Origin of the sequence: Streptomyces sp. AHA2 (genome assembly GCF_036857595.1) — a bacterium.
Lineage (GTDB): Bacteria > Actinomycetota > Actinomycetes > Streptomycetales > Streptomycetaceae > Streptomyces.
The window spans coordinates 20,728-41,261 of sequence record NZ_JAUQWJ010000003.1; the positions used below are offsets into that span (position 1 = coordinate 20,728).

At 72.9% G+C, this 20,534-nt stretch carries 21 protein-coding genes, 2 tRNA genes and 1 riboswitch; of the genes, 7 read left to right on the forward strand and 16 right to left on the reverse strand.

Going from position 1 to position 20,534, the window contains the following annotated elements; translation table 11 throughout:
- Positions 1 to 10: 10 nt before the first annotated feature.
- The 4 genes from Q5694_RS07340 to Q5694_RS07355 all read right to left on the reverse strand — a co-directional run bounded on the left by Q5694_RS07340 (position 11) and on the right by Q5694_RS07355 (position 3,914).
- A complete protein-coding gene (locus tag Q5694_RS07340) occupies positions 11 to 964 on the reverse strand; it encodes an aldo/keto reductase (protein WP_333931328.1) in 954 nt (317 codons plus the stop codon).
- A gap of 139 nt (positions 965 to 1,103) precedes the next feature.
- Entirely contained in the window at positions 1,104 to 2,135 is a 1,032-nt protein-coding gene (locus Q5694_RS07345; RefSeq protein ID WP_333931329.1) for a M23 family metallopeptidase, read from the reverse strand.
- 12 nt (positions 2,136 to 2,147) lie between these two features.
- Positions 2,148 to 2,303: riboswitch (cyclic di-AMP (ydaO/yuaA leader) on the reverse strand.
- Positions 2,304 to 2,604: 301 nt separating this feature from the next.
- A tRNA-Met gene (locus tag Q5694_RS07350) sits at positions 2,605 to 2,678 on the reverse strand.
- Between the two features lie 105 nt (positions 2,679 to 2,783).
- Positions 2,784 to 3,914, reverse strand: coding sequence for a dihydrofolate reductase family protein (locus Q5694_RS07355; protein ID WP_333931330.1), 1,131 nt, complete (start codon positions 3,912 to 3,914; stop codon positions 2,784 to 2,786).
- Between the two features lie 183 nt (positions 3,915 to 4,097).
- Between Q5694_RS07355 and Q5694_RS07360 the strand changes: the two genes are divergently transcribed.
- The 3 genes from Q5694_RS07360 (at position 4,098) to Q5694_RS07370 (ending at position 6,049) form a co-directional block, all read left to right on the forward strand.
- Complete coding sequence (locus tag Q5694_RS07360) at positions 4,098 to 4,613, forward strand: MarR family winged helix-turn-helix transcriptional regulator (RefSeq protein WP_333931331.1); 516 nt, start codon at positions 4,098 to 4,100, stop codon at positions 4,611 to 4,613.
- 132 nt (positions 4,614 to 4,745) lie between these two features.
- Positions 4,746 to 5,387, forward strand: a complete 642-nt coding sequence (locus Q5694_RS07365) for a GTP cyclohydrolase II (protein WP_333931332.1) — start codon at positions 4,746 to 4,748, stop codon at positions 5,385 to 5,387.
- Between the two features lie 119 nt (positions 5,388 to 5,506).
- Entirely contained in the window at positions 5,507 to 6,049 is a 543-nt protein-coding gene (locus Q5694_RS07370; RefSeq protein ID WP_443040827.1) for a MarR family winged helix-turn-helix transcriptional regulator, read from the forward strand.
- A gap of 8 nt (positions 6,050 to 6,057) precedes the next feature.
- On the opposite strand, the gene Q5694_RS07375 is transcribed toward Q5694_RS07370, so the two are convergent.
- The 5 genes from Q5694_RS07375 to Q5694_RS07395 all read right to left on the reverse strand — a co-directional run bounded on the left by Q5694_RS07375 (position 6,058) and on the right by Q5694_RS07395 (position 10,208).
- Positions 6,058 to 7,113 carry an ATP-binding SpoIIE family protein phosphatase gene (locus Q5694_RS07375; RefSeq protein ID WP_333931335.1) on the reverse strand — a complete coding sequence of 352 codons (1,056 nt, stop codon included), beginning with the start codon at positions 7,111 to 7,113 and terminating at the stop codon, positions 6,058 to 6,060.
- Entirely contained in the window at positions 7,113 to 7,556 is a 444-nt protein-coding gene (locus Q5694_RS07380; protein WP_333931336.1) for an anti-sigma regulatory factor, read from the reverse strand. The genes Q5694_RS07375 and Q5694_RS07380 overlap by 1 nt, the downstream gene beginning before the upstream one ends.
- Positions 7,556 to 7,978 (reverse strand): STAS domain-containing protein, encoded by a 423-nt coding sequence (locus Q5694_RS07385; protein ID WP_333932295.1) that lies wholly within the window; start codon positions 7,976 to 7,978, stop codon positions 7,556 to 7,558. The genes Q5694_RS07380 and Q5694_RS07385 overlap by 1 nt, the downstream gene beginning before the upstream one ends.
- Positions 7,979 to 7,980: 2 nt before the next feature.
- Complete coding sequence (locus Q5694_RS07390; protein WP_333931338.1) at positions 7,981 to 8,895, reverse strand: STAS domain-containing protein; 915 nt, start codon at positions 8,893 to 8,895, stop codon at positions 7,981 to 7,983.
- A 140-nt stretch (positions 8,896 to 9,035) separates the two neighbouring features.
- Complete coding sequence (locus Q5694_RS07395) at positions 9,036 to 10,208, reverse strand: PP2C family protein-serine/threonine phosphatase (RefSeq protein WP_333931339.1); 1,173 nt, start codon at positions 10,206 to 10,208, stop codon at positions 9,036 to 9,038.
- Positions 10,209 to 10,521: 313 nt separating this feature from the next.
- Here Q5694_RS07395 and Q5694_RS07400 point away from each other — a divergent pair, with 313 nt between their 5' ends.
- Entirely contained in the window at positions 10,522 to 11,016 is a 495-nt protein-coding gene (locus Q5694_RS07400; protein ID WP_333931340.1) for a MarR family transcriptional regulator, read from the forward strand.
- A gap of 356 nt (positions 11,017 to 11,372) precedes the next feature.
- Positions 11,373 to 12,221, forward strand: coding sequence for an RNA polymerase sigma factor SigF (locus tag Q5694_RS07405; protein ID WP_333932296.1), 849 nt, complete (start codon positions 11,373 to 11,375; stop codon positions 12,219 to 12,221).
- A gap of 244 nt (positions 12,222 to 12,465) precedes the next feature.
- Here Q5694_RS07405 and Q5694_RS07410 read toward each other — a convergent pair whose 3' ends face one another.
- From Q5694_RS07410 to Q5694_RS07420, 3 genes are all read right to left on the reverse strand, one after another.
- A complete protein-coding gene (locus tag Q5694_RS07410) occupies positions 12,466 to 12,600 on the reverse strand; it encodes a hypothetical protein (RefSeq protein WP_333931341.1) in 135 nt (44 codons plus the stop codon).
- Positions 12,601 to 12,622: 22 nt separating this feature from the next.
- Entirely contained in the window at positions 12,623 to 13,072 is a 450-nt protein-coding gene (locus Q5694_RS07415; RefSeq protein WP_333932298.1) for a glycine-rich domain-containing protein, read from the reverse strand.
- 155 nt (positions 13,073 to 13,227) lie between these two features.
- Entirely contained in the window at positions 13,228 to 13,599 is a 372-nt protein-coding gene (locus Q5694_RS07420) for a hypothetical protein (protein ID WP_333931342.1), read from the reverse strand.
- A 178-nt stretch (positions 13,600 to 13,777) separates the two neighbouring features.
- Here Q5694_RS07420 and Q5694_RS07425 point away from each other — a divergent pair, with 178 nt between their 5' ends.
- Positions 13,778 to 14,542 (forward strand): helix-turn-helix domain-containing protein, encoded by a 765-nt coding sequence (locus Q5694_RS07425; protein ID WP_333931343.1) that lies wholly within the window; start codon positions 13,778 to 13,780, stop codon positions 14,540 to 14,542.
- Positions 14,543 to 14,938: 396 nt separating this feature from the next.
- On the opposite strand, the gene Q5694_RS07430 is transcribed toward Q5694_RS07425, so the two are convergent.
- From Q5694_RS07430 to Q5694_RS07445, 4 genes are all read right to left on the reverse strand, one after another.
- A tRNA-Lys gene (locus tag Q5694_RS07430) sits at positions 14,939 to 15,014 on the reverse strand.
- 238 nt (positions 15,015 to 15,252) lie between these two features.
- The gene (locus Q5694_RS07435; RefSeq protein ID WP_333931344.1) at positions 15,253 to 17,382 is read right to left on the reverse strand and encodes a DEAD/DEAH box helicase; all 2,130 of its coding nucleotides are present in this window, start codon (positions 17,380 to 17,382) and stop codon (positions 15,253 to 15,255) included.
- A 442-nt stretch (positions 17,383 to 17,824) separates the two neighbouring features.
- Positions 17,825 to 18,364: a hypothetical protein gene (locus Q5694_RS07440; protein ID WP_333931345.1), complete on the reverse strand. Its 540-nt coding sequence runs from the start codon at positions 18,362 to 18,364 to the stop codon at positions 17,825 to 17,827.
- An 87-nt stretch (positions 18,365 to 18,451) separates the two neighbouring features.
- A complete protein-coding gene (locus Q5694_RS07445) occupies positions 18,452 to 18,802 on the reverse strand; it encodes a metallopeptidase family protein (RefSeq protein ID WP_190199398.1) in 351 nt (116 codons plus the stop codon).
- An 83-nt stretch (positions 18,803 to 18,885) separates the two neighbouring features.
- On the opposite strand from Q5694_RS07445, the gene Q5694_RS07450 reads away from it, so the two are divergent.
- Positions 18,886 to 20,505: a metallophosphoesterase family protein gene (locus tag Q5694_RS07450; protein ID WP_333931346.1), complete on the forward strand. Its 1,620-nt coding sequence runs from the start codon at positions 18,886 to 18,888 to the stop codon at positions 20,503 to 20,505.
- The last annotated feature ends 29 nt before the right edge of the window (positions 20,506 to 20,534 follow it).

Genomic DNA, 20,534 nt, shown 5'->3' on the forward strand with positions numbered 1-20,534 from the left:
GCTGCTCCGGTCAGGCCGATGCCTCGTCGAGCCGGGCGGTCTCCGCCTCCGTCAGGGTCAGTTCCCCCACCGCCACCAGCGCCGGCAGCTGCTCCACCGTCCGTGCGGAGGCGATCGGCGCGACCACGGTCGGGCGGGAGGCGAGCCAGGCCAGGGCCACCGTCGCCACCGGCACCCCGCGCGCCGCGGCGATCTCGTCCAGCGCGCCGAGCACCCGGCGTCCGCGCCCGGTCTCCAGGTGCCTGGCCGCGCCCTGGGCCCGCGCGCTCTCGACGGTCGTGCCGGGCCGGTACTTGCCCGTGAGGAAGCCGGCCGCGAGCGCGTAGTACGGCACGGCCGCCAGGCCGCTGCGCTCGGCGAGGTCCTGCAGCTCGCCCTCGTAGGTGTCGCGGGAGACCAGGTTGTAGTGGGGCTGGAGGGCCACGTACCGGGCCAGTCCCTCGCGGTCGGAGAAGTCCAGGGACTCCCGCAGCCGCTCGGCGGAGATGTTGGAGGCGGCGATGTGCCGCACCTTGCCGGCCCTCACGAGCTCGTCGAGGGCGCCGATGATCTCCTCGACGGGCACCTCGGGCCGGTCGTAGTGGGTGTAGTACAGGTCGATGTGGTCGGTGCGCAGCCGCCGCAGGGACGCGTCGGCGGCGGCCTTGATGTTGGCGGCGGACAGCCCCCGGAAGTCGGGGTGCTGGCTCACCTTGGTGGCGACGACGACCTCGGAGCGGTTGCCGCGTGCCTGGAGCCACTTGCCGAGGATGGTCTCGGACTCGCCGCCCCGGTTGCCCTCCGCCCACGCCGAGTAGACGTCGGCGGTGTCGACGAAGTTGCCGCCGGCCGCGGTGTAGGCGTCGAGGACGGCGAAGGACCGGTCCTCGTCGGCGGTCCAGCCGAAGACGTTGCCGCCGAGGGCGAGCGGGAAGACCTCGAGGTCGGACGAGCCGAGCTTGCGCGAAGACGTCGTAGCAGTCATGCCCTGCGTCAACGACCGTGCGGAACAGCCCATTCCGGCGTAGGCGCAAAGTCCGGGCAAACCGGCGCCGGACGTACCGGCAGCCCTGACGTCGGGGGGTCGTCGTCAGGGCTGCCGGTGCTTCGCGGGCTCGGTGGGCCTACGGGTTCAGTCCCTTGCCCCGCAGCCACGCCATGGGGTCGATGCCGCCGGCGGAACCGGCGGAGTGGACCTCGAGGTGGAGGTGGGCGCCGGTGACGTTGCCGGTGGCGCCGACGCGGCCGATGACGTCGCCGGTGCTGACCTTCTGGCCGACGCTGACGCCGATGGACGACTGGTGCGCGTACCAGATCTCGGTGCCGTCATCGAGGGTGAGGACGGTCTTGTAGCCGTAGGAGCCGTTCCAGCCCGCCTCGGTGATGGTGCCGCTGTGGACCGCCTTGATCGGCGTACCGGTGGGAGCGGCGAAGTCGAGGCCGGTGTGGTAACCGGAGGACCAGTAGGCGCCGGCCTGGCCGAAGGAGGAGGTGATGGTGTACGAGGAGGTCGGCAGCGTGTACTGCTTGGCGAGGGCGGCGAGGCGCTCGGCCTCGGCCTTCTTCTCGGCCGCCTCCTCCGCCTTCCTCTTCTCCTCGGCGGCCTTGGCCTTGGCTTCCTTCTCGGCCTGGGCGACGGCCTCCTGGGCCGCCTTCTGGGCGGCGGCCGCGGCGTCCTCGGCGGCCTTGGTCTCGATCTGGTCCTGCTGGTGCTCGACCTGGGCCATGATCCGGGCGCGCAGGGCCTCACCGGCGCCGTCGGCGCCCTGCTCGGCCTCGGCGGTCGTGGCGCCCAGGCTGCTGAGCGGGGTGGCGGAACCTTCGGGGGTGTCGTCGTCCGAGAGGAGGGAACCCACCGAGGGAAGGTCCGGGACGGAGATCGACACCGGCGGCTTGCCGGTCTGGGCACTGGCCATGCCGCCCGCGCCGACGGCGGCTATGACACCGACGCCGAGGACGGTGGAACTGCGGGCGAGCCCTCCGCCGCGCTGCTTGGAGACGCGGTGCCGGCCACGGACGGGGCGGATGGTCTCCGCGGTGGGGTTCCACTCCTGGAACGGGCCCTCGTCGGTGCGCTGAGGGCCGAAGCCGAAGGTCTCGGGGTCGCGCTGGTCCGCCGCGAACGGGGCCGTGGGGGCAGGCCGGTTGGACGCCACGTGGGCGTGCTCCTTTCCTTCCTTCTCGCCTACCGGGTTAGCTGACGGGTTCGGAGCAGGAAGGTCTCCTACGCGCGTATACCTGCCGTGCTGCCACGGCGGCATCCGCCCGATTCACCCCAAGTGGTGGTTCCCCGGTTCCCTTTCGGGATTCGGCGCGTGCGCACGGAGCCGCCTTCTGTGACGGCTGGGACGACCGCGCTGCGTTATCGAACGTTAATGGATGGCGCGGTGCGTATTCCAGCGCTTCCGCTTGATCATTAACCTTTTTCGCGCGGACCAACCTGCCACGACCGGGGTGAATCGGGCGAGTTGACCGTCTCCTCGGCGGCGCAGGAGACTTGACGGTGTGTCAGTTGTTATGCACAGCGGGGCGGTTCAATCACCGTGCGTGACGGCCGGTCGGGGATCGTGGGGGGAATGCACCGAGGGCCGGAACCCTTGTCGGATTCCGGCCCTCGGCCTTCAGTAGCGGGGACAGGATTTGAACCTGCGACCTCTGGGTTATGAGCCCAGCGAGCTACCGAGCTGCTCCACCCCGCGTCGTTGTGTTCACCAGTGTACGCCATCCGCGGGACCCCCCGCGCACACCCCGGCCCGCGCCGCCGGAACCGCGCCCGGGCACCGCCCCGGGCGCGGGCACCGCGGTCAGCGCAGCAGGTGCCGGTTCGGGGCCTTGGCCCGCTCCTCGTACTCGGGCAGGACGACGACCTGTGCTCCCCCGGCGGCCAGGACACCGCCCCCGTCCGCCCCGGCCACGAAGGTGTCCGGCTCGCGCCAGGCCGTGACGACCCGCCGCACGCCCGCGTCCAGGATCAGCCGGGCACAGGGCGCCGGACGGGAGGCGCGGCGGGCGCAGGGTTCGAGGCTGCTGTAGACGGTCGCTCCGGCCAGCCTCGGGTCGGCCGGGTCGAGCTTGGCCAGGGCCGCCTCCTCGGCGTGCACGACCGGGTCGCCGCCCTCGCGGGAGTGGCCGCGGGCCAGTTCGGCGCCGTCGGCCGCGACCACGACCGCCCCGACGCTGAACGCCGTGTCCGCGGGTGGGCACCGCTGCGCCAGTTCGCAGGCGACGGCCAGCCAGTGGCGGTCGGCGGCGACCGGGAGCGGTCCGGTTCCGGGGGCGGTCGGTTCGTAGCGCATGAGGACGACGTCCTCGATCCGGCGGGTCTCCAGCAGCCGCAGGCGGCCGGACGGGTAACCGCCGGGCCCGAAGAGGCGGGGTGCGGCGGGGTCGCCCACGAAGAGCGGGGCGAGGACCAGCTGGATCTCGTCGGCGAGCCCCTGGGTGAGCAGCTGGGTGTGGATCAGGCCGCCGCCCTCGACCATCAGCCGCCGCACACCCCGTACGTCGTGCAGGTGGGTGAGGAGCCGGCGCCAGTCGAGCTCGGCGCCCAGCGGGACGACGTCGGCGGCCAGGCCGAGGGCCCGGGCCCGCTCGGCGCCCTCGCCGGTGGTGTACAGGATCTTCTCGCCGCCGGTGTGCCAGAAGGCGGCGTCCGGGTCCAGGTCACCGGTGCCGCTGACGGTGACCTTGAGGGGGTACGCCGGCCGGCCGGCGGCGGTGCGGGCGGCACGGCGCTCCGGGGAGTTCACCAGCAGGCGCGGGTTGTCGGCCCGGATCGTGCCCGCGCCGACCAGGATCGCGTCGGCCGACGCACGCACCTCGTCGACCCGGTCGAAGTCGGCCGGGCTCGACAGGAGCAGGCGTTCGGGTCCGGTGTCGTCCAGGTAGCCGTCGAGGGAGACGGCGGCGGACAGCAGGACGTACGGGTGAGGCATCGACGCTCCGCGACTGGTCGGGGGGGTGGGGAGGGGGACGGGACGTGCGGACGGTGGGCGGGGCGGACCCGGCGGACCCGCCGGGCGGGATCCGGCGGGCGGGATCCGGCGGGCGGGATCCGACGGGCCGGCGGCGAGTTCGGCGGGCTTGGTTCAAGTTTGAAACAAACCTACACTGGCGGCATGACGACCCGCTGGCTCACCCCCGAGGAGCAGCGCGCCTGGCGCGCCTACATCGCCGCCTCGCTGCTCCTGGAGGACGCGATCGACCGGCAGCTCCAGCAGGACGCCGGCATGCCGCACCTGTACTACTCCATCCTCTCGGTGCTGTCCGAGTCCGCGGAACGCCGGCTGCGCATGACCGATCTCGCCGAACGGCTGAAGATCACCCGCAGCCGGCTCACGTACGCGGTCGCGCGCCTGGAGAAGGACGGCATGCTGCGGCGCGAGGCCTGCGCGGACGACAAGCGGGGCAGCATCGCGGCGCTGACCGACGAGGGCCACGCCGTGCTGGAGCGGTCGGCGCCCGGACACGTCGAGACGGTGCGCAGCCTCTTGTTCGACCGGCTGAGCGAGGAGCAGGTCGGGCAGCTGGAGGAGATCTCGACAGCGATCGCCCGCGGCCTGCAGGAGGACGGCGCGCGGCCGGCGTCGGACGACGTGCCGTGGCGGCGGAGGTCGTCGTCGGCCTGCTCGTGAGGCACGTCACACACGCTCGGGGCCCGATTGCTTCAAATTTCAAGTACGAGTAGGGTTCCGTTCGCGCGATCTGCTTCAAATCTGAAGCAACACGGCTGTGCAGCCGAACAGGAACCGAACCGGAGGCCCCGCATGCCCGACACCGCCGCAGTCCTCGCCGCCCCGCGCTCGCGCGTCCGGGTCCCGCTGCGCTTCCACGACGGCTACGAGGCCGACGCGGAGGTCGTCACCTTCCACGGCCTGGCCGACGGACGGGAGCACGTGGCGCTCGTCCTCGGCGAGCCGGGCGCCGTCCCGCTGGTGCGGCTGCACTCCGAGTGCCTGACCGGGGACGTGTTCGGTTCGGCCCGCTGCGACTGCGGTCCGCAGTTGCGCGAGGCCGTCGAGCGCATCGCCGGGCGCGGCGGCGTGCTCCTCTACCTCCGCCAGGAGGGCCGCGGCATCGGCCTGTACAACAAGCTGGACGCCTACGCCCTGCAGGACGAGGGCCTGGACACCTACGAGGCGAACGCGGCCCTGGGCCTGCCGGAGGACGCCCGCGACTACACGGCGGCGGCCCAGATGCTCCGGGCGCTGGGCATCGGCGAACTCGACCTGCTCTCCAACAACCCCGACAAGGCCGAGCAGTTGCGGGCCCTGGGCGTCGGCGTCCGCGAGCGCGTCCCCACGGGCGTGTTCACCACCGCGCACAACGTCCGTTACCTTCGCGCCAAGGTGCTCCGGACCCGGCACACCCTGCCGCTGGCGGCGCCGGCGGAACTCAGCGCCGGCTGAGGCGCCTCACCGGTCGGGACGGCCGTGGAACGGGCTGCTTGCCGTTCGGGTCTTCGGGTACAGCCTTTGCAAGGAGGCGACCTCCGCAGCACCCGGAGCTTATGGGAAGTGACCGTTTTGTGAACGGATTCGGCGGCCCCGGTGACCACCGGGCGAGGGGACCGGGCGACGGCCCGGAGGCCGTCGCATCGCAGATCGCCGATGCGGTGGACAGCCTGGCGGCCCTGTGGACGGTCGCGGCCCAGGAGGCGTCCCTTCGTCTGTCCCCGCACCAGCTGCGGGCGTTGCGCGCGGTGCAGACGGCGCCCGGCCTCAACCTCACGAGCCTGGCGGACCGGCTGGACATCGGCCTGCCCACCGCCAGCCGCCTCTGCGACCGGCTCGCGGCGGCCGGCCTGCTGGAACGGGCCCCCCACCCGGACACCCGCCGCGAGGTCCAGCTCCGGCTCACCCCGCACGGCCGCAACGTCCTGACCGATGTCGCCGGCCGCCGCACCCACGCCCTCTCCGTCGCCCTGGCCGCGATGCGACCGGCCGAACGGGAGGCGCTGAGGGAGGGGTTGCGCGGCTTCCTGGCGGCCCAGGACCTCGCCCCGCCCCGCGCCGACGAGCCACCCGGCTTCCGGAAGAACGGCAGGGAACGGCCCGGCTCCCTGCCCTGACCCGCCCCTCAAACCCGCGACGAACCGCCGCCGTTCAGCACGGCCACGCACGTGTCGTCGCGCACCGGACGGGCCGCGCTGCCGGAGTCACGCAGCACCACCGCGGCCACCACCGCCGGGTCGCAGCTCAGGAGCACGTCCTCGGGCGGACTCCAGCGGCCGGGCAGGCCGTCGCTGTGCAGCACCAGCAGACTGTCCTCGTACCACGGCCCGCTCTGCACGGGGACGTCGGCGGGGGCCTGGGCACCCACGATGCCGGGACGGGACAGCAGCGGTTTCCACGCGCCGCCGGTGCGCAGCCGGGCGCCGATGTTGCCGATCCCGGCGAAGTCCAGCCGCCCCGCCGACAGGTCGGCCCGGGCCACGGCGACGGCCGCTCCCCGGGTGGGGCGCAGGGCCGGGCCCAGCCGCCGCAGGATCTCGGGCGGCGGCAGCTCGGCCAGGTCGCGCAGTGCGGTCACCGCCGCGGTGGAGGCTTCGGCGGCCTTCTCCCCGTGCCCGAGCCCGTCGGCGAGCAGCAGGGTCAGCCGGTCCCCGGACCGGACCCGGGTCCAGGCGTCACCGGAGTGGGCCGCCCGGCCCAGGGGGACGTTGACGCCTCCGGCGAGCGGGGGCGGCGAGGGTGTCTCCGGGTGCCGGACGGCGGCCTCGTGGTCGATGCGCGCCAGCACGACCGTGCCCCGGCCGACGGCGCTGTGCAGGTCGAAGTCGTTGGCTATGCGGCGGCACGTGCCCAGCCCGGCGCCCAGGGAGGCCGCGACGGTCGTGGAGTAGCCGTCGCGCATCGCCGCGGCCACGTCCGGGATGCCGGGCCCGTGGTCCAGCGAGAGGAGCTGCACGCAGGTGCGCGGACCGCCGTCGTCCGTCCGTTCCACGAGGCCGATGAGCACATGCCCGCCCTCGGCGTGCCGCAGCAGGTTGGTCGCCAGCTCCGTCGCCACCAGCGCGGCGGACGCCGTGCGGTGCGCGGGCAGCCCCGCGCACGCGCTGGCCTCCTCGGCGGCGACCCGGACGTCGCGCACCCGGGTCGAGTCGTCCACGGGCACGTCCCAGACCCTGCTCATCAGGGCTCCGGCCGGGACGGCGGCACGGCGGTGGCCCAGGCCGTGACGGTGACGGTGGTCCCCTCGCCCGGCCGGCTGTCCACCCGGAACTCGTGCACGAGCCGCTTGGCCCCGCTCATGCCGAGGCCCAGGCCGCCGCCGCTGGTGTAGCCGTCGGTCATCGCCTGGTCCAGGTCGCGGATGCCGGGCCCGGTGTCCACGAAGGCCAGTCGCAGCCCCTGCGCCGGACCGGTGACCAACGGGGTGATCTCCACGTGGCCGCCACCGCCGTGGACGAGCGTGTTGCGGGCCAGTTCACTGGCCGCGGTGACGAGTTTGGTCTGCTGCACCAGACCGAAGCCCAGCTCGGCGGCCACCTGCCGGACCTGCTGCCGCACCCACGCCAGATCGGCGTCCGAGCCGATCGGCAGGGTGGCCGGGGCGGTGTGGCGGGAAGCCTGCATCAAGGGCTCCCCCCTCCGTCGCGCGGATCGGCGGCGAGCAGCTCCATGGCGCGCTCGACGTCCAGGGCGGTCCTCAACCCCGGCAGGGTGAGGCCGAGTTCGACGAGGGTGATCGCCACGGCCGGACGCATCCCCGCCAGCACCGTACGGGCCGCGAGCAGTTTCGCCCCGGCGGCGATCTCGGCGAGCACCCGGCCCAGGAAGGAGTCGACGATCTCCACACCGGAGATGTCGATGACGACCCCGGTCACCCGGGACTGCGCGATCCGGGTCGCGACGTCGTGCTGCAACTGCTCGGCCATGGCGTCGTGCAACTCGCCCTGGAGCGTGACCAGCAGGACATCGCCCAGCCGGAGCACCGGCACGGTGAAGGCGTGTCCGTTCACCGGTGCGGACAGCGGGGACCCCTCCCCCGCGGGCAGCGTCACCGCGCGCCCGCGTCCGCCGGGTCGGCCGCCCGCAGGGGCGCGATCTCCACACCCTGCCGGCTGAGCGCGTAGGCCAGCGCGTCCGCCAGGCTCGCTCGGGTGATCACCGTGCCGAGATCGATGCCCAGGTGGACGATCGTCTGCGCGATCGCGGGCCGGATGCCCGAGACGATGCACTCGGCGCCCATCAACCGGGCCGCCGCGACCGTCTTCATCAGGTGCTGGGCGACCAGCGAGTCGACGGTGGGCACACCGGTGATGTCGAGGATCGCGTACCGGGCGCGCTCGGCGACGATGGCGTTCAGCAGGCTCTCCATCACCACCTGGCTGCGCGCGCTGTCGAGCGTGCCGATCAGCGGAACGGCGACCGTGCTGTCCCACAGTTTGATCACCGGCGTGGCCACCTCGTGGAGCTGCTCGCGCTGCCGGGCGATCAGCGCCTCGCCCGCGCTGAGCGTGGTCTCCATCACGACCAGGCGCAGGGTGCCCATGAGGACCGTGAGCGCCACCAGGCACTCGTGCGCCTCCGGGGAGTCCGGGTCCTCGAACTCGGCGCGCAGCAGCTCGACCGCCGGGGTACGCAGGGCGGCCACCTCACCCGCGACGCCCTCCGGGTCGATGCCCGTCCGGGCGCGGGAGGCGGCCATGCGGCCCAACTGGTCGCGCACGGCCTCGAATCCGGGAGCCCGGATGTCGTCCAGCCGCTCGGAGGCCGCGACGGCCGCGAGGGCGGCGAGCACGGCCCGGCCCGCCTCCACCGCCTCGTCGCGGGAGACCGTGAAGACGGTGCGGAACAGCGCGGCGTCCGCCCACCGTTGGGCGATCTGCTCCCGGCGCCGCTCGAGGAAGGCGCTCACCTGGTGCGCGGCCGGCCCCTGTCCGGCGTTTGCTTCCGACACCGACACTTGCATCGCTCCCTTGCACGGACTGGACCGGGGTCCATCACGGCGCCCTCAGCCGTTACTTGCCGTATGACAAACATTAGTGCCGACGGTCGGCACCACCAAACAGTCGTACACCGACGCCTCTGACCGGCGCCTTCCCCCATCCTTTACCGGCCACGCCAGTCCAGACACACCACGAGGGCGTCGTCGTCCGGGACGGGCCGGCCGCGGTGGCCGGTCAGCTCGCGCAGGATGGCCCGGGGCACGTCGGCGGCCGGCAGCAGCCGGGTCGACTGGATCGCCCGGGCCAGGGCGGCGTCGCCGTAGGCCTCGCCACCGGGTGATGCGACGTCGTAGACGCCGTCGCTGACGAAGACCAGCCGGTCGCCGGGTTCGACGCCGAACTCCTGCACGACGTAGTCCGTCTCCTCGAACATGCCGAGCGGCAGCTGGGCGTCGAAGGCGACCCGTTCCACCGTGCCCCGGCGCAGCCGCAGCAACTGCGGGGACCCCGCGTCCACCGCCCGGGCCCGCCCGGTGTCCAGCTCGATGTCGAGCATCAGCACCGACAGGTAGCAGCGGCCCCGGTAGTGCGCGTACACCGCCTGGTCCGCGAGCGCCGCCTGGTCGTCGATGGACAGCCCGGCCCGGCGCGCGTTGCGCAGGGCGCTGATCGCCAGGTTGGTCAGCAGGGAGGCCTCGATGCCCTCGCCCATGCCGTTGGTCACGTACAGGCTCAGCCGGTCGGCCGAGGCGGACCAGTCGAAGTTGTCGCCGAAGATGGCGTACGCCGGTTCCAGCTGTGCGCCCAGTTCGTACTCGGGGCGGGCGCAGGAGCGGGCGGGCAGCAGCTGCCACTGCATCTCGGCGGCCAGCGTGAGCCGGTCCCGGCGGCGGGCCTGGAGGTAGAGGTCGGTGTCCCGCTCGGCCACGACCACCTCGTGCGCCAGCACCTCGGCGATCTCGGCCAGTTCGTCCACGCAGTCCTCGGCGTGCTCACCGTCCGGCAGGGTCACCGTCAGCACCCCGAGCCGGTCACCGCGCACACTGACCGGCAGGTGCGCCCGGACGGGCCCGCCTGCGAGGTTCTCCAGGTACGGCTCCTGCGCGCCGAAGGCACGGCCCGCCGGGCTGTTGTGCGCGGAGACCGGCTCCAGGGTGTGCGGCAGCACGGACACGGGCTGGAGCACCGACATGCCGTAGTCGGCGAGGAACAGCTCGACGGAGTCCGCCGCGTACTGATCGGTCAGTACACGACGGACCGCGTCCAGCAGCCGATGGGGCGCCGCCGTGCGCAGGGCGCGCTCGGCGGCGACGAATCTGTTGTCGATCGCAGTCACGATGTCGGAACACCTGTCTCTGTTCGAAAGTCGACGATGAACGGGGGCACAGCGGCCGGACCCGCATCCCGGGTGCGCTCCGGGCCGCGGATGCGGACCGCTCGGGCGGGGCGGCGCGACCCGGCCGGAAAGCCGCTGGAGGGAAGGGCGCGGCCGCGGCGATCACGTGGGGCGGGCCGGGGACCCCGCCCGCCGGGCCCCCGGCCGGACGGGCGGTGGCACACGCGGCGGGCCGGGGGGCCGCTGCGCCGCCGTCGCCCCCGCCTCCCGGCGCGCCTAGTACGCTGACGGCCATCCCGGTGCCTGCGAGAGTGTGACTGTGACTTCCCTCCGACCCCGCCCTGAGCCAGCCGAGGTCGCCCGTGTGACCTCGACGGCCGCGGAGTTGCTGGAGGTCCTGTGGGGCCGGGCCTCGACCGCGCCGGCCTCGGCCTCCCAGCTGCGCGTGCTGCTCATCCTCGAACACCACGACGGCATCAACCTGCGCACCCTCGCCGACTCCCTCGCCTCCACACCGCCCTCGACCAGCCGGCTCTGCGACCGGCTGCAGGCGGCCGGCTTCGTCGAACGCGAGGTCAGCGCACCGGACCGCCGCGAGGTGCGGCTGCACCTCAGCGGGCGCGGCCGGGCGTTCCTGGCCGATCTCCGCGTGCGCAGGGAGCAGGCGCTGCGCACGGTGCTGGACCAGATGCCCGCCGCCGAGCGGATCGCGCTGCTGCAGGGGCTGGAGGCGTTCTGCGAAGCGGCCGCGGCCCAGATACACGACGACTCCGACGATTCCCGCTCGTCCGGAACCCGGACTGCCTGACCTGCCCGCCGCGGCCCGGGATCGAATCTTCCGGTTCCCTCCCCCGGCACGTTCGGCACGGCTAGGTTGTTGCCTGCGAACTATAGTTGTCAAACGACAACTGTCCGCTCCACGAGTCCCTCGGTCCTCTTCCGCGCCCCACACCGTCCCACCTTCCTGCCCGTCCGGTCGGCCCGTCCGGTCGCAGCACGTGTCCGGGTACCCCGGCACCGCCGCGGCCTGCGTCGGCTGTGGTCAACGTCTCGACGTGGCGGTCGGGGAGCATGGGAGGGGAGACTGTGGGTAGCGGCGCTGAAGGTGGCCTGTCGGGGGACGGGAGCGGGCCGGACTACGAGGGAGGGCCCGTGACGGCGACCATGCGCATCGGCACGACGACGGATTCCGCCACCGAGACCGGTGAGGAGCTGCCCCGGATCGCCGAGCCGCAGAAGCTCGCCCCGCAGGACGCGCGCGAACTGACGGGCCAGTTCCTCGACCGCCTCGCGGTACTGGAGGAGGGCACGCCGGAGTACCAGTACGCGCGCAACACGCTCATCGAGATGAACATGTCGCTGGTGCGGTTCGCGGCCCGCCGCTTCCGCGCGAACGGCCAGGCGATGGAGGACGTCGTCCAGGTCGGCGTCATCGGGCTGATCAAGGCCATCGACCGCTTCGAGGTCTCCCGCGAGGTGCAGTTCACCAGCTTCGCGGTGCCGTACATCATCGGTGAGATCAAGCGGTTCTTCCGCGACACGTCCTGGGCCGTGCACGTGCCGCGCCGGCTGCAGGAGGCCCGTACCGAACTCGCCAAGGCCACCGAGGAGCTGGCCTCGCGCCTCGGCCGCGCCCCGAAGGTGTCCGAGCTGGCCGTGCTGATGAACCTGTCGGAGGAAGAGGTCGTCGAGGCACAGATCGCGGCCAACGGCTACGCGTCCTCCTCCCTCGACGCGGCGATCACCGGCGACTCCGACGAGGGCGACGCGACGCTGGCGGCGTTCATCGGCGGGGACGACCCGGCTCTCGAACTCGTCGAGGACTTCCACACGCTGGCCCCGCTCGTGGCCGAACTGGACGAACGCCAGCGGCTGATCCTGCACCTGCGCTTCGTGGAGGAGCTGACCCAGGCCGAGATCGGCGACCGCCTCGGCATCTCCCAGATGCACGTCTCGCGGCTGATCTCCCGCACGGTGGCCCGGCTCCGCTCGGGCATGCTCGCCACGGGCTGACCCGGCCACGCCGCCCGACGAGAAAAGCGCCCCGACCGGTTCCGCCCGGTCGGGGCGCTTCTTCGAGCGGCCGGGGCCGACTGCTCCGGCTGCCTGCGGTAGGCCCTGTGGGACTCGAACCCACAAGTACGGGTGTGAACGTGCCGCCCGGTGACGCCGGATGACGACACAGACCATCTGCACAGGTCAGCGGGCTAGAGGGGTACCGGGGGCCGTTCCTTGTGCTGCACCCGTCCTGCGGGACCTACTGCTGGTCGGGCGTCGGCGGGACGATGAACCCCCGCACGGGCCTGGGCTGCGGGTCACGGGATTCCGGCTGCTGCGCGCGCTTCCACGCTGCGACCATCTCCGAGTACCGCGGGTCGATCCATTCGGACACGATGCCTCCCTTCACGGGCAGGCTATGACACGGTGGGCTTCGGCTCGGGCGTGACGACGATGGTGCACTCGGGCACGTGCTGGCACTTCGCCGCCACCGACGCCAGGGTCTCGTCAGACGGCGGCCCCCATAGCTCCGCGTCCGCCTCCCAACCGAGTTCCGCGATCCTCTCGCGGGTCCGGTTCAGGATCGACGGGTCGTAATGGGTGGGGTCGTAGCCCGGGAAGTGGTGCACGAAGCCGCCGAGGGCCTGGCACAGCTCGGCGTACATCGCCGTGTGCAGGATGAGCGCGTGCCACCCCTCGTCCACGACGCGTGACGGGGCGAGCCCGGTGTCCGGGTTCTTCGCGCAGGCCGTGACGAACTTGAGGGCCTCGTCGACGATGCGGCCGGCCATCTTCTCGGACATGTCCGGGTTGGTGTCCATGACCGCGCTGCGGACGCTGGTGAACCGCTCGTCGGTGATGAGCATGCGGGCCAGCTCCGGTAACGCGTCGGGGGGCGTCGGGCCGGGGCCGGGGTTCGGGGGTACGGTCACAGTGATCTCCTTCGCTCGTGCGGATGGGGATGGCCCCGCCCGGGCCGGTGTTCTTCGCGGACTGGCCGGCCGGGCGGGGAGCTTGAGGGTTACGGGTGGCGGCCCTGGCGGATCAGCCGGTACAGGATCAGCCCGACTTCGCAGCGGCTCGCGTCGTCCGTGCACTGCTCGCACATGGGAGCGTGCTCGAAGAGGCCGCGGTGTGCCCATGCGGCTGCGCAGCGCTGGCAGGCGCGAGGGAACCAGCTGCCTGCCGGCGACTTCTGCTCGCCGAGGTCGACGGCCGTCTCGGCGCCCAGGGGCCCGTCCTCGCACCAGAGGCAGCGGGCGCCGCGCAGTTGGTCCTCGGTCGCGTCCGCGGCGGCCGGCAGCAGCAGTGCGTCTACCACGCTGGCGGGCACTTCGAGGGAAGCTCTGGGCGATCCTGACGGCTGGGGCGCGGCGGCTGTACGGTGCGTCACGTCGACTCCTCGCAGTCGGCCAGCCCCGGGCCCGTTCGCGCGGTCGCCGGGGCGCTGTGTCATGGATCACGTTCGCGTGGTTACTCAGAGCGCGCGACGACGCAGGGGGCGTCATACCGGCGACATGCGGGGCGTCATTTCGGTGTCCCCCCGAGCGTGATCGGGCTACCGTCGAGTCATGGCCACTCCGAACGGAACCCTCCGAGCGGTCCGAATGGGCCTGCTCATGTCCCAAGACGAATTCGCCCGCGCGATCCGGCAGGCCGGCGACCGAGCGGGCGCCCCCAACGACGCCTCCAAGCGGCTCGTGCAGCGCTGGGAGTCCGGCACCACCACCGCGCCACGCCCCGTGTACGCGCGAGCCCTGGAAGCGGTCACGGGCCTGCCCATTGAGGCCCTCGGCTTCCCCCCGGTCACCCTCGCCCGCATCGCCGATGACGGGCACGGCGGCCACGACCTCCAGGGCTCGCCCCTGGGCGTGCCCGTCGCCAACGGCTCACCGGCTCCGCAGACGGCGCCCAGGGGGAACTACTCGGGCATCTGGCTCAGCACCTACGAGTACGTCTCCAGTGGACGCGGGAACCAGGTTTTCACCGGCAAGCACCATGTCGTGCTGCTCCAGCACGGCAACCGGCTCACCGGGCGCAGTCTGCCCGGCGCCTCCCTGAACCCGGACAGTCCGCTGACGCTTGACCTCCAGGTCGACGGGGGCACAGTCACGGGCACGTGGACGGAGCAGACGGCCGGCGAGGGGTACTACCGGGGCGCTCGGTACTTCGGCGCGCTCCAGATGCTCGCCGAGCCGACCGGCCGGCGCATGGCCGGCAAGTGGGTCGGCTTCGGTAAGGAGTTCGACGTGAACACCGGGCCGTGGGAACTGCGGCTACTGGACCCGTCCACGGACAAGGGCACGCTCGCCTCGTACAACCGGCCGCCCGAGTAGGCCTGCACACTCGACGACGCAGCAGCGCCCGGCCCTCGAAGGTGAGGAGCCGGGCGGGGGTGCGTCGGGGCAGGGTCAGAAGGTGTCGCCGTCCGGGCCGAGGATCGGACCCCGGGACATCTGCGCCTCCTGCCGTGCCATCTGCGCGGCGACTGCGACACTGAGGCCGGGGAGAGGGCGAGGCCGGCCACGGCCGCGCGTTCCTCGTACTTGGCCGTCGAACCGTGCTTCGGCTCTCGTCCCTCGTGCCAGGAAGACGGCGCCGGTCGGGCCAGCAGCGGGCCAGCGTGACCACTTGGTGACCACTTCGCCTACGGATTCCAGCGGCGAGCGAACCCCGGAAACGACGGAACCCCCGTCTGACCAGGTCAGCGGGGGTCCTGACCCCGAGGAGTCTGGTAGGCCCTGTGGGACTCGAACCCACAACCAATGGATTAAAAGTCCACTGCTCTGCCAATTGAGCTAAGGGCCCAGGCGATGTCGCCCCCACGAGCATAGCCGGACGACGCCGGGTCTCCGATCGGGTATCCGGCTCGCGGCCCTGCCGGAGGGACGAACAGGGCCGATGAGGGCCACGATTCGCCCGGCCCGGGCGTGTTGGGCCACCGGACGGCGAAGCGCCGCGGCCCGCCCTTTGAGGGCGGAACCACGGCGCTCGTCACGCGTGCGCGTCAGCCGTCGGGCCGGAGGCCGGCCGTCGGAACGCTGTGTCAGCCGTTGCGCTTCCAGCGCGGCTTGTCCTCACGGCGGCCGAAGGAACCACCGCCGCGGTGGTCGTCACGCCGGCCGTACGGACGGTCGTGGCCGGGACGGTCGTGGCCGCCGGGGCGGAAGCCGGGACGGTCGTCGCGGCGGTCGCGGTTGAAGGGACGGTCGCTGCCCCGGTGTCCACCACGCTCGTCACGGCGGAAGCCGCCGCGCTCGCCACGGTCACGGTCGCGGTTGAAGCCGCCGCGGTCGTCGCGACGCTCGAAGGAGCGGCCGCCACGGTCGTCACGGCGCTCGAACGGACGGCCACCGCGGTCGTCACGGCGGAAGCCGCCGCGCTCGCCCCGGTCACCGCCGCGGTCGTCACGGCGCTCGAAGGAGCGGCCGCCGCGGTCGTCGCGACGGTCGAAGGAACGGCCACCGCGGTCACGGTCGAAGGGCCGGTCCCGGTCGCGGTCCCGGTTGAAGCCGCCGCGGTCGTCACGGCGCTCGAACGAACGGCCACCGCGGTCGTCACGACGGTCGAAGGAACGGCCACCGCGGTCACGGTCGAAGGACCGGTCCCGGTCTGCGTACCGGTCGCGTCCTGCCCCGCCGCGCTCCTCGCGCCGCTCCCGGCGCTCGTAGGGCGCGGAGGTCTCGGCGCGGTCCTCGCGCTCGACGTCCTTGGCGGTGGGCTGCTCGGGCACGGACACCTCGACGGCGACGGGGGCGTCCCCGGCCTCGGCGTCCGCGGTCACGGGCTCCTCGCCACGCTCACGGCCGACCCGCGCGAGCAGCCGGTCGGCCTCCTCGCGCAGCTCGTTCGCGCGCCGCTGGGCCCGCTCCAGCTCCTTGGTGAGCTGGGCGACCTCACGCTCGGCCTGCTGCGCCGCGTTGCCCACGGACTCGGCCTGGACCTCGGTCATCGACCGGGCCCCGGTGATCTCGGCGACCTCCGGGTCGAAGGCGCCGGCGCTCTGGATGATGTGGCGCGAGGCGTCGACGCCCGCGTCCTCCATCAGCCGGAAGATCTGGCGCCGCTGGTGCGGCAGCGAGAGGGAGACGACGGTGCCGGTCCGGCCGGCACGCGCGGTACGGCCCGCCCGGTGCAGGTAGTCCTTGTGGTCGCCGGCCGGGTCGACGTTCAGCACCAGGTCGATGCCGTCGACGTGGATGCCGCGGGCGGCGACGTCGGTCGCGACGAGGACGTGGACGTACCCGTCCTTGAAGTCGGCGAGGGTACGGGTCCGCGCGCCCTGGGTCATGCCGCCGTGCAGCGCGTCGGCCTTCACGCCGGCGTCGCGCAGCTGCTCGGCCACGCGGTCCGCGCCGAGCTGGGTGCGGACGAAGATGATCGTGCGGCCCTTGCGGGAGGCGATCGCGGCGGTGACCGGCGCCTTGTCCTTGGGCTTCACGATGAGGATGTGGTGCGACATGGTCGTCACGGCGCCCTGGGCGGCGTCGACCTCGTGGCTGACCGGGTTGTTCAGGTACCGGTCGACGAGGGTCTTGATCTCGTTCTCCATGGTGGCGGAGAAGAGCATCCGCTGACCGCCCGCGGGGATCTGGTCGAGCAGTTCCGTCACCTCGGGCATGAAGCCCAGGTCGGACATCTGGTCGGCCTCGTCGAGGACGGCGATCTGCACGTTCTCCAGAGAGCAGGCGCCGCGGTTGATGATGTCGCGCAGCCGGCCCGGGGTGGCGACCAGGATGTCGACGCCCTTCTCCAGGGCGTAGATCTGGTTGCCCATGGACGTACCGCCGCAGACGACCTTCATCTTCAGGCCGAGGACGTCGCCGTAGGGCTGCAGCGCGTCGGCGACCTGCATGGCGAGCTCACGCGTGGGGGTCAGGATGACGGCGCGCGGCTTGTGCTTCTCGGTCCGGCCGCCGGCCAGCGTGGCCAGGGTGGGCAGACCGAACGACAGGGTCTTGCCGGAGCCGGTGCGGCCGCGGCCCAGGATGTCCTTGCCGGCCAGGGCGTCCGGGATGGTCGCGGCCTGGATCGGGAAGGGGGTGGTCACGCCGTTCTGCGCGAGCTTGCGCACGACGCCCTCGGGCAGACCGAGGTCGGCGAAGGTGGTCTCGGGGGTGGCGTCGGCTGCCTCGTTCTCGGGCACGACGACGTGATCAGTACTGGCGATGGACATGCGAATGCGAAACCTTCCGGAGTCTCAAGTCGGCACGCGCCCGTCAACTCCGTGATTCGCGATTCGCAATACGACCGCCTCAATGCGGTCCACCACGGCAAGGGAGAGTACGCGCCACACGGCGCGCTCTGCGGTGGCGCCGGGCAAGATGGGATCAAACGATCTGCCACCATACGCAGTCCGGGGCCCCTGACGCAAACCGGACCGAGCGGGAGACAGCGGGAACGCACCCTCGTCCGCAGACCGCCGGACGCGCTACCGAACACCCTCAACCAGCGGCCCCCGTGGTTTGTTCCCCGCGGCGGCCCGGCATCCGCTTCCCCGTCGCCCCGCTCCCCGGGAGGCGTCCCGCACCACGCACGGATTTCCGGTGAGCGGCATCCGCCCCCGCGCTCGGAGCCGCCCGTGAGACCGTCTCCCCTGCCCGGGCACGGCCCCGCCCTCAAGCCGGTACGCCCGCCTGAGGGGCCGGTTCCCGCTGGGCCAGCTGCGGTCCGGGCGGTTCGTGCGCCGAGGACGAGGGCTCGGGCGTCGGCTCCGGGCTCGTCGTCGGCTCGGGCGGCGTGGGCGTGGGCTCCGGCTCGGCGGTGCGCGTGGGCTCGGGCGGGGCCGGCGGCTGCGCGGTGGGCCGGGACGGCTTGCCCGGCTCGGCGCGCCCAGGGGCGGACGCGCTCGCCCGGGAGGACGGGGAGACGGCGGGCGTCGCCGACTCCTCCGGCTCGCCGCCCTTGCCCTTGCCCTTGCCCTTGCCGCCCTTCTTGCCCTTGCCGTGCCCCCGCTCGCCGTCGGCCGACACCGCCCCGTGCCCGGAGCCCGAGAGTCCCGAGCCGCCGCCGGGCCCCTCACCGGCCCGGCGCCCGGCGGAGTGCGACGGCTTGACGCTCCCGCCCGCGCCGTCGTCGCCGACGCTCATGCAGCCCGCGGCGGCGGCGACGGCCACGACCGTGGCGGCCAGGCGGACGGGTACGTACAAGGGGCGCACGGGGCCACCTCCGGGAAGGGTGAGGGAGTCAACACCTCCAACTCCCGCCGCCCACAAGAGGACACGCGCCCCGTATTCACAACCCGCTCAGCCGTAGCCCAGGGCGTGAAGGCGCTCGTCGTCGATGCCGAAGTGGTGCGCGATCTCGTGCACCACGGTGATCTCCGTCTCGGCGACCACGTCCTCGCGCGACTCGCACATCCGCAGGGTGGGGTTGCGGTAGATCGTGATCCGGTCGGGCAGCACACCGGCGTACCACTCACCGCGGTCGGTCAGCGGAGTCCCCTCGTACAGCCCGAGCAGCTCCGGATCGTCCGCCGGCGGTTCGTCCTCCACGAACACCGCGACGTTGTCCATCAGTCGGGTCAGCTCCGGCGGGATCCGGTCGAGCGCCTCGGCGACCAGCTCCTCGAACTCCTCGCGCGTCATCTCCAGCACAGGCACATTGTCGGCCACGACCCCGGTCCGCGAGAGCCTCCCGGCGCCGCATATCCGGCTGCGGGCTTGGGCATACGGGATCAATGGCCCGCGTCCCCGCCGCAGTCCTGCGTGTCCTCGAGCCCGTCCGCGGCGCCCCGCGCGCCCTGGCCCGCCGCTACCGCTCCCGCCAGGCACCCGCCACGGTCGCCCTCGTACCGCAACCTCACCCCTGGACCCGGGCGCTGGGGCTGGTGACCGTGGTGCTCGTCGGCGCCTGGCTCGGCCTGCTGGTCGTGGGCAATGTCCGGGTCCCGGTCGGCCCCATGGACACGACCATGACCCTGCGGCCCTCCCTCACGGGCGGCACGAAGATCAACATCTCACCGCTGGGCGCCCTGCAGCTGGACAGCCACCTCGCCCCGTTCCGCCTGGACGTGAACGTCGACCAGCTGGACCCGGACCGCTCCCGGGCCCTGGTCGACCATCCCGAGCGGCTTTCCGGCCTGCAGGACGAGGTCACCGAGGACGTCGGCCGCGGCACCCTCGACCTGGCCGCGCGCTCCGGTGTCGCCGTCGTCACCGGCGCCACCGCGCTCGGGCTCGCCGTCTACCGGCGACCGCGCCGCGCCCTGGCGGCCGGTGGTCTCGCCCTCGCCCTGCTCGCCGCCTCGGGCGGCACGGCGTACGCCACCTGGCGCCCCGACTCCGTCCTGGAGCCCAGGTTCTCCGGGCTGCTCACCTCGGCCCCGTCCCTGGTCGGCAACGCGCGCAGCATCGTCACGGAGTTCGACGTCTACCAGAAGGAGCTGGCCCGCCTGGTCACCAACGTCACCCGGCTCTACGACGCCACCTCCACCCTCCCCGCCTACGCGCCCGACCCCTCCACGATCCGGGTCCTGCACGTCTCCGACATCCATCTGAACCCGGCCAGCTGGAAGATCATCGCCTCGCTGGTGGAGCAGTACAAGGTGGACGTGATCGTCGACTCGGGCGACACCATGGACCACGGCACGGCCGCCGAGAACGGCTTCCTGGACCCGGTCGAGGACCTCGGAGCGCCCTACGTCTGGGTGCGCGGCAACCACGACTCGATGATCACCCAGGACTACCTGGAGGGCCTGAAGAACGTGCACGTCCTGGACGGGGGCCGGGCGAAGACCGTCAAGGGCCTGCGCTTCGCCGGCATGGGCGACCCGCAGTTCACCCCGGACCGCTCGCGCCGGGCCGGCGCCGAGCAGTCCCAGGAACTGGCCGGCGCCCGCCTGGCCACGGCCCTGCGCGACCAGCGCGCGGCGGGCACCCCGGTCGACGTCGCCGTCGCCCACGAGCCCTCCGCCGCCCGCGAGGTCGACGGCGAGGTCCCCCTGGTGCTGGCCGGGCATCTGCACCACGACGAGATGGAGGTCCTGAAGTACGGCACGCGGCTGCGCATCGAGGGCTCCACGGGCGGCAGCGGCCTGCGCGCCATCGAGGGCAGGCACCCCGACCCGATCGAGGCGTCGATCCTCTACTTCGACCGGGACACCCGCCGCCTCCAGGCCTGGGACGAGATCGAACTGGGCGGTCTGGGCCTCACCACGGCGGAGGTCAGCCGCCACCTGGCGGAGGAGAACCAGCCGGGCGCGAGCCCGTCCCCGAGCCCTTCCTCGTCCGAGGGAACGGCCACGGGGACGGGCAGGGGAACCGGCACCCCTTCCCCGTCCGCCACCCCACGCCCGTAAACCGTTTTGGCGATAGCTCCCGCCATCCC

What these genes read in the sequence shown, in the direction of transcription:
- Q5694_RS07450 (WP_333931346.1), top strand. Translation starts at nt 18,886, where the DNA reads ATGGCCCGCGTCCCCGCCGCAGTCCTGCGTGTCCTCGAGCCCGTCCGC.
- Q5694_RS07355 (WP_333931330.1), bottom strand. Translation starts at nt 3,914, where the DNA reads ATGCCTCACCCGTACGTCCTGCTGTCCGCCGCCGTCTCCCTCGACGGC.
- Q5694_RS07375 (WP_333931335.1), bottom strand. Translation starts at nt 7,113, where the DNA reads ATGAGCAGGGTCTGGGACGTGCCCGTGGACGACTCGACCCGGGTGCGC.
- Q5694_RS07340 (WP_333931328.1), bottom strand. Translation starts at nt 964, where the DNA reads ATGACTGCTACGACGTCTTCGCGCAAGCTCGGCTCGTCCGACCTCGAG.
- Q5694_RS07360 (WP_333931331.1), top strand. Translation starts at nt 4,098, where the DNA reads ATGACGACCCGCTGGCTCACCCCCGAGGAGCAGCGCGCCTGGCGCGCC.
- Q5694_RS07415 (WP_333932298.1), bottom strand. Translation starts at nt 13,072, where the DNA reads ATGCTCATCACCGACGAGCGGTTCACCAGCGTCCGCAGCGCGGTCATG.
- Q5694_RS07435 (WP_333931344.1), bottom strand. Translation starts at nt 17,382, where the DNA reads ATGTCCATCGCCAGTACTGATCACGTCGTCGTGCCCGAGAACGAGGCA.
- Q5694_RS07390 (WP_333931338.1), bottom strand. Translation starts at nt 8,895, where the DNA reads ATGCAAGTGTCGGTGTCGGAAGCAAACGCCGGACAGGGGCCGGCCGCG.
- Q5694_RS07405 (WP_333932296.1), top strand. Translation starts at nt 11,373, where the DNA reads ATGCGCATCGGCACGACGACGGATTCCGCCACCGAGACCGGTGAGGAG.
- Q5694_RS07365 (WP_333931332.1), top strand. Translation starts at nt 4,746, where the DNA reads ATGCCCGACACCGCCGCAGTCCTCGCCGCCCCGCGCTCGCGCGTCCGG.
- Q5694_RS07425 (WP_333931343.1), top strand. Translation starts at nt 13,778, where the DNA reads ATGGCCACTCCGAACGGAACCCTCCGAGCGGTCCGAATGGGCCTGCTC.
- Q5694_RS07380 (WP_333931336.1), bottom strand. Translation starts at nt 7,556, where the DNA reads ATGCAGGCTTCCCGCCACACCGCCCCGGCCACCCTGCCGATCGGCTCG.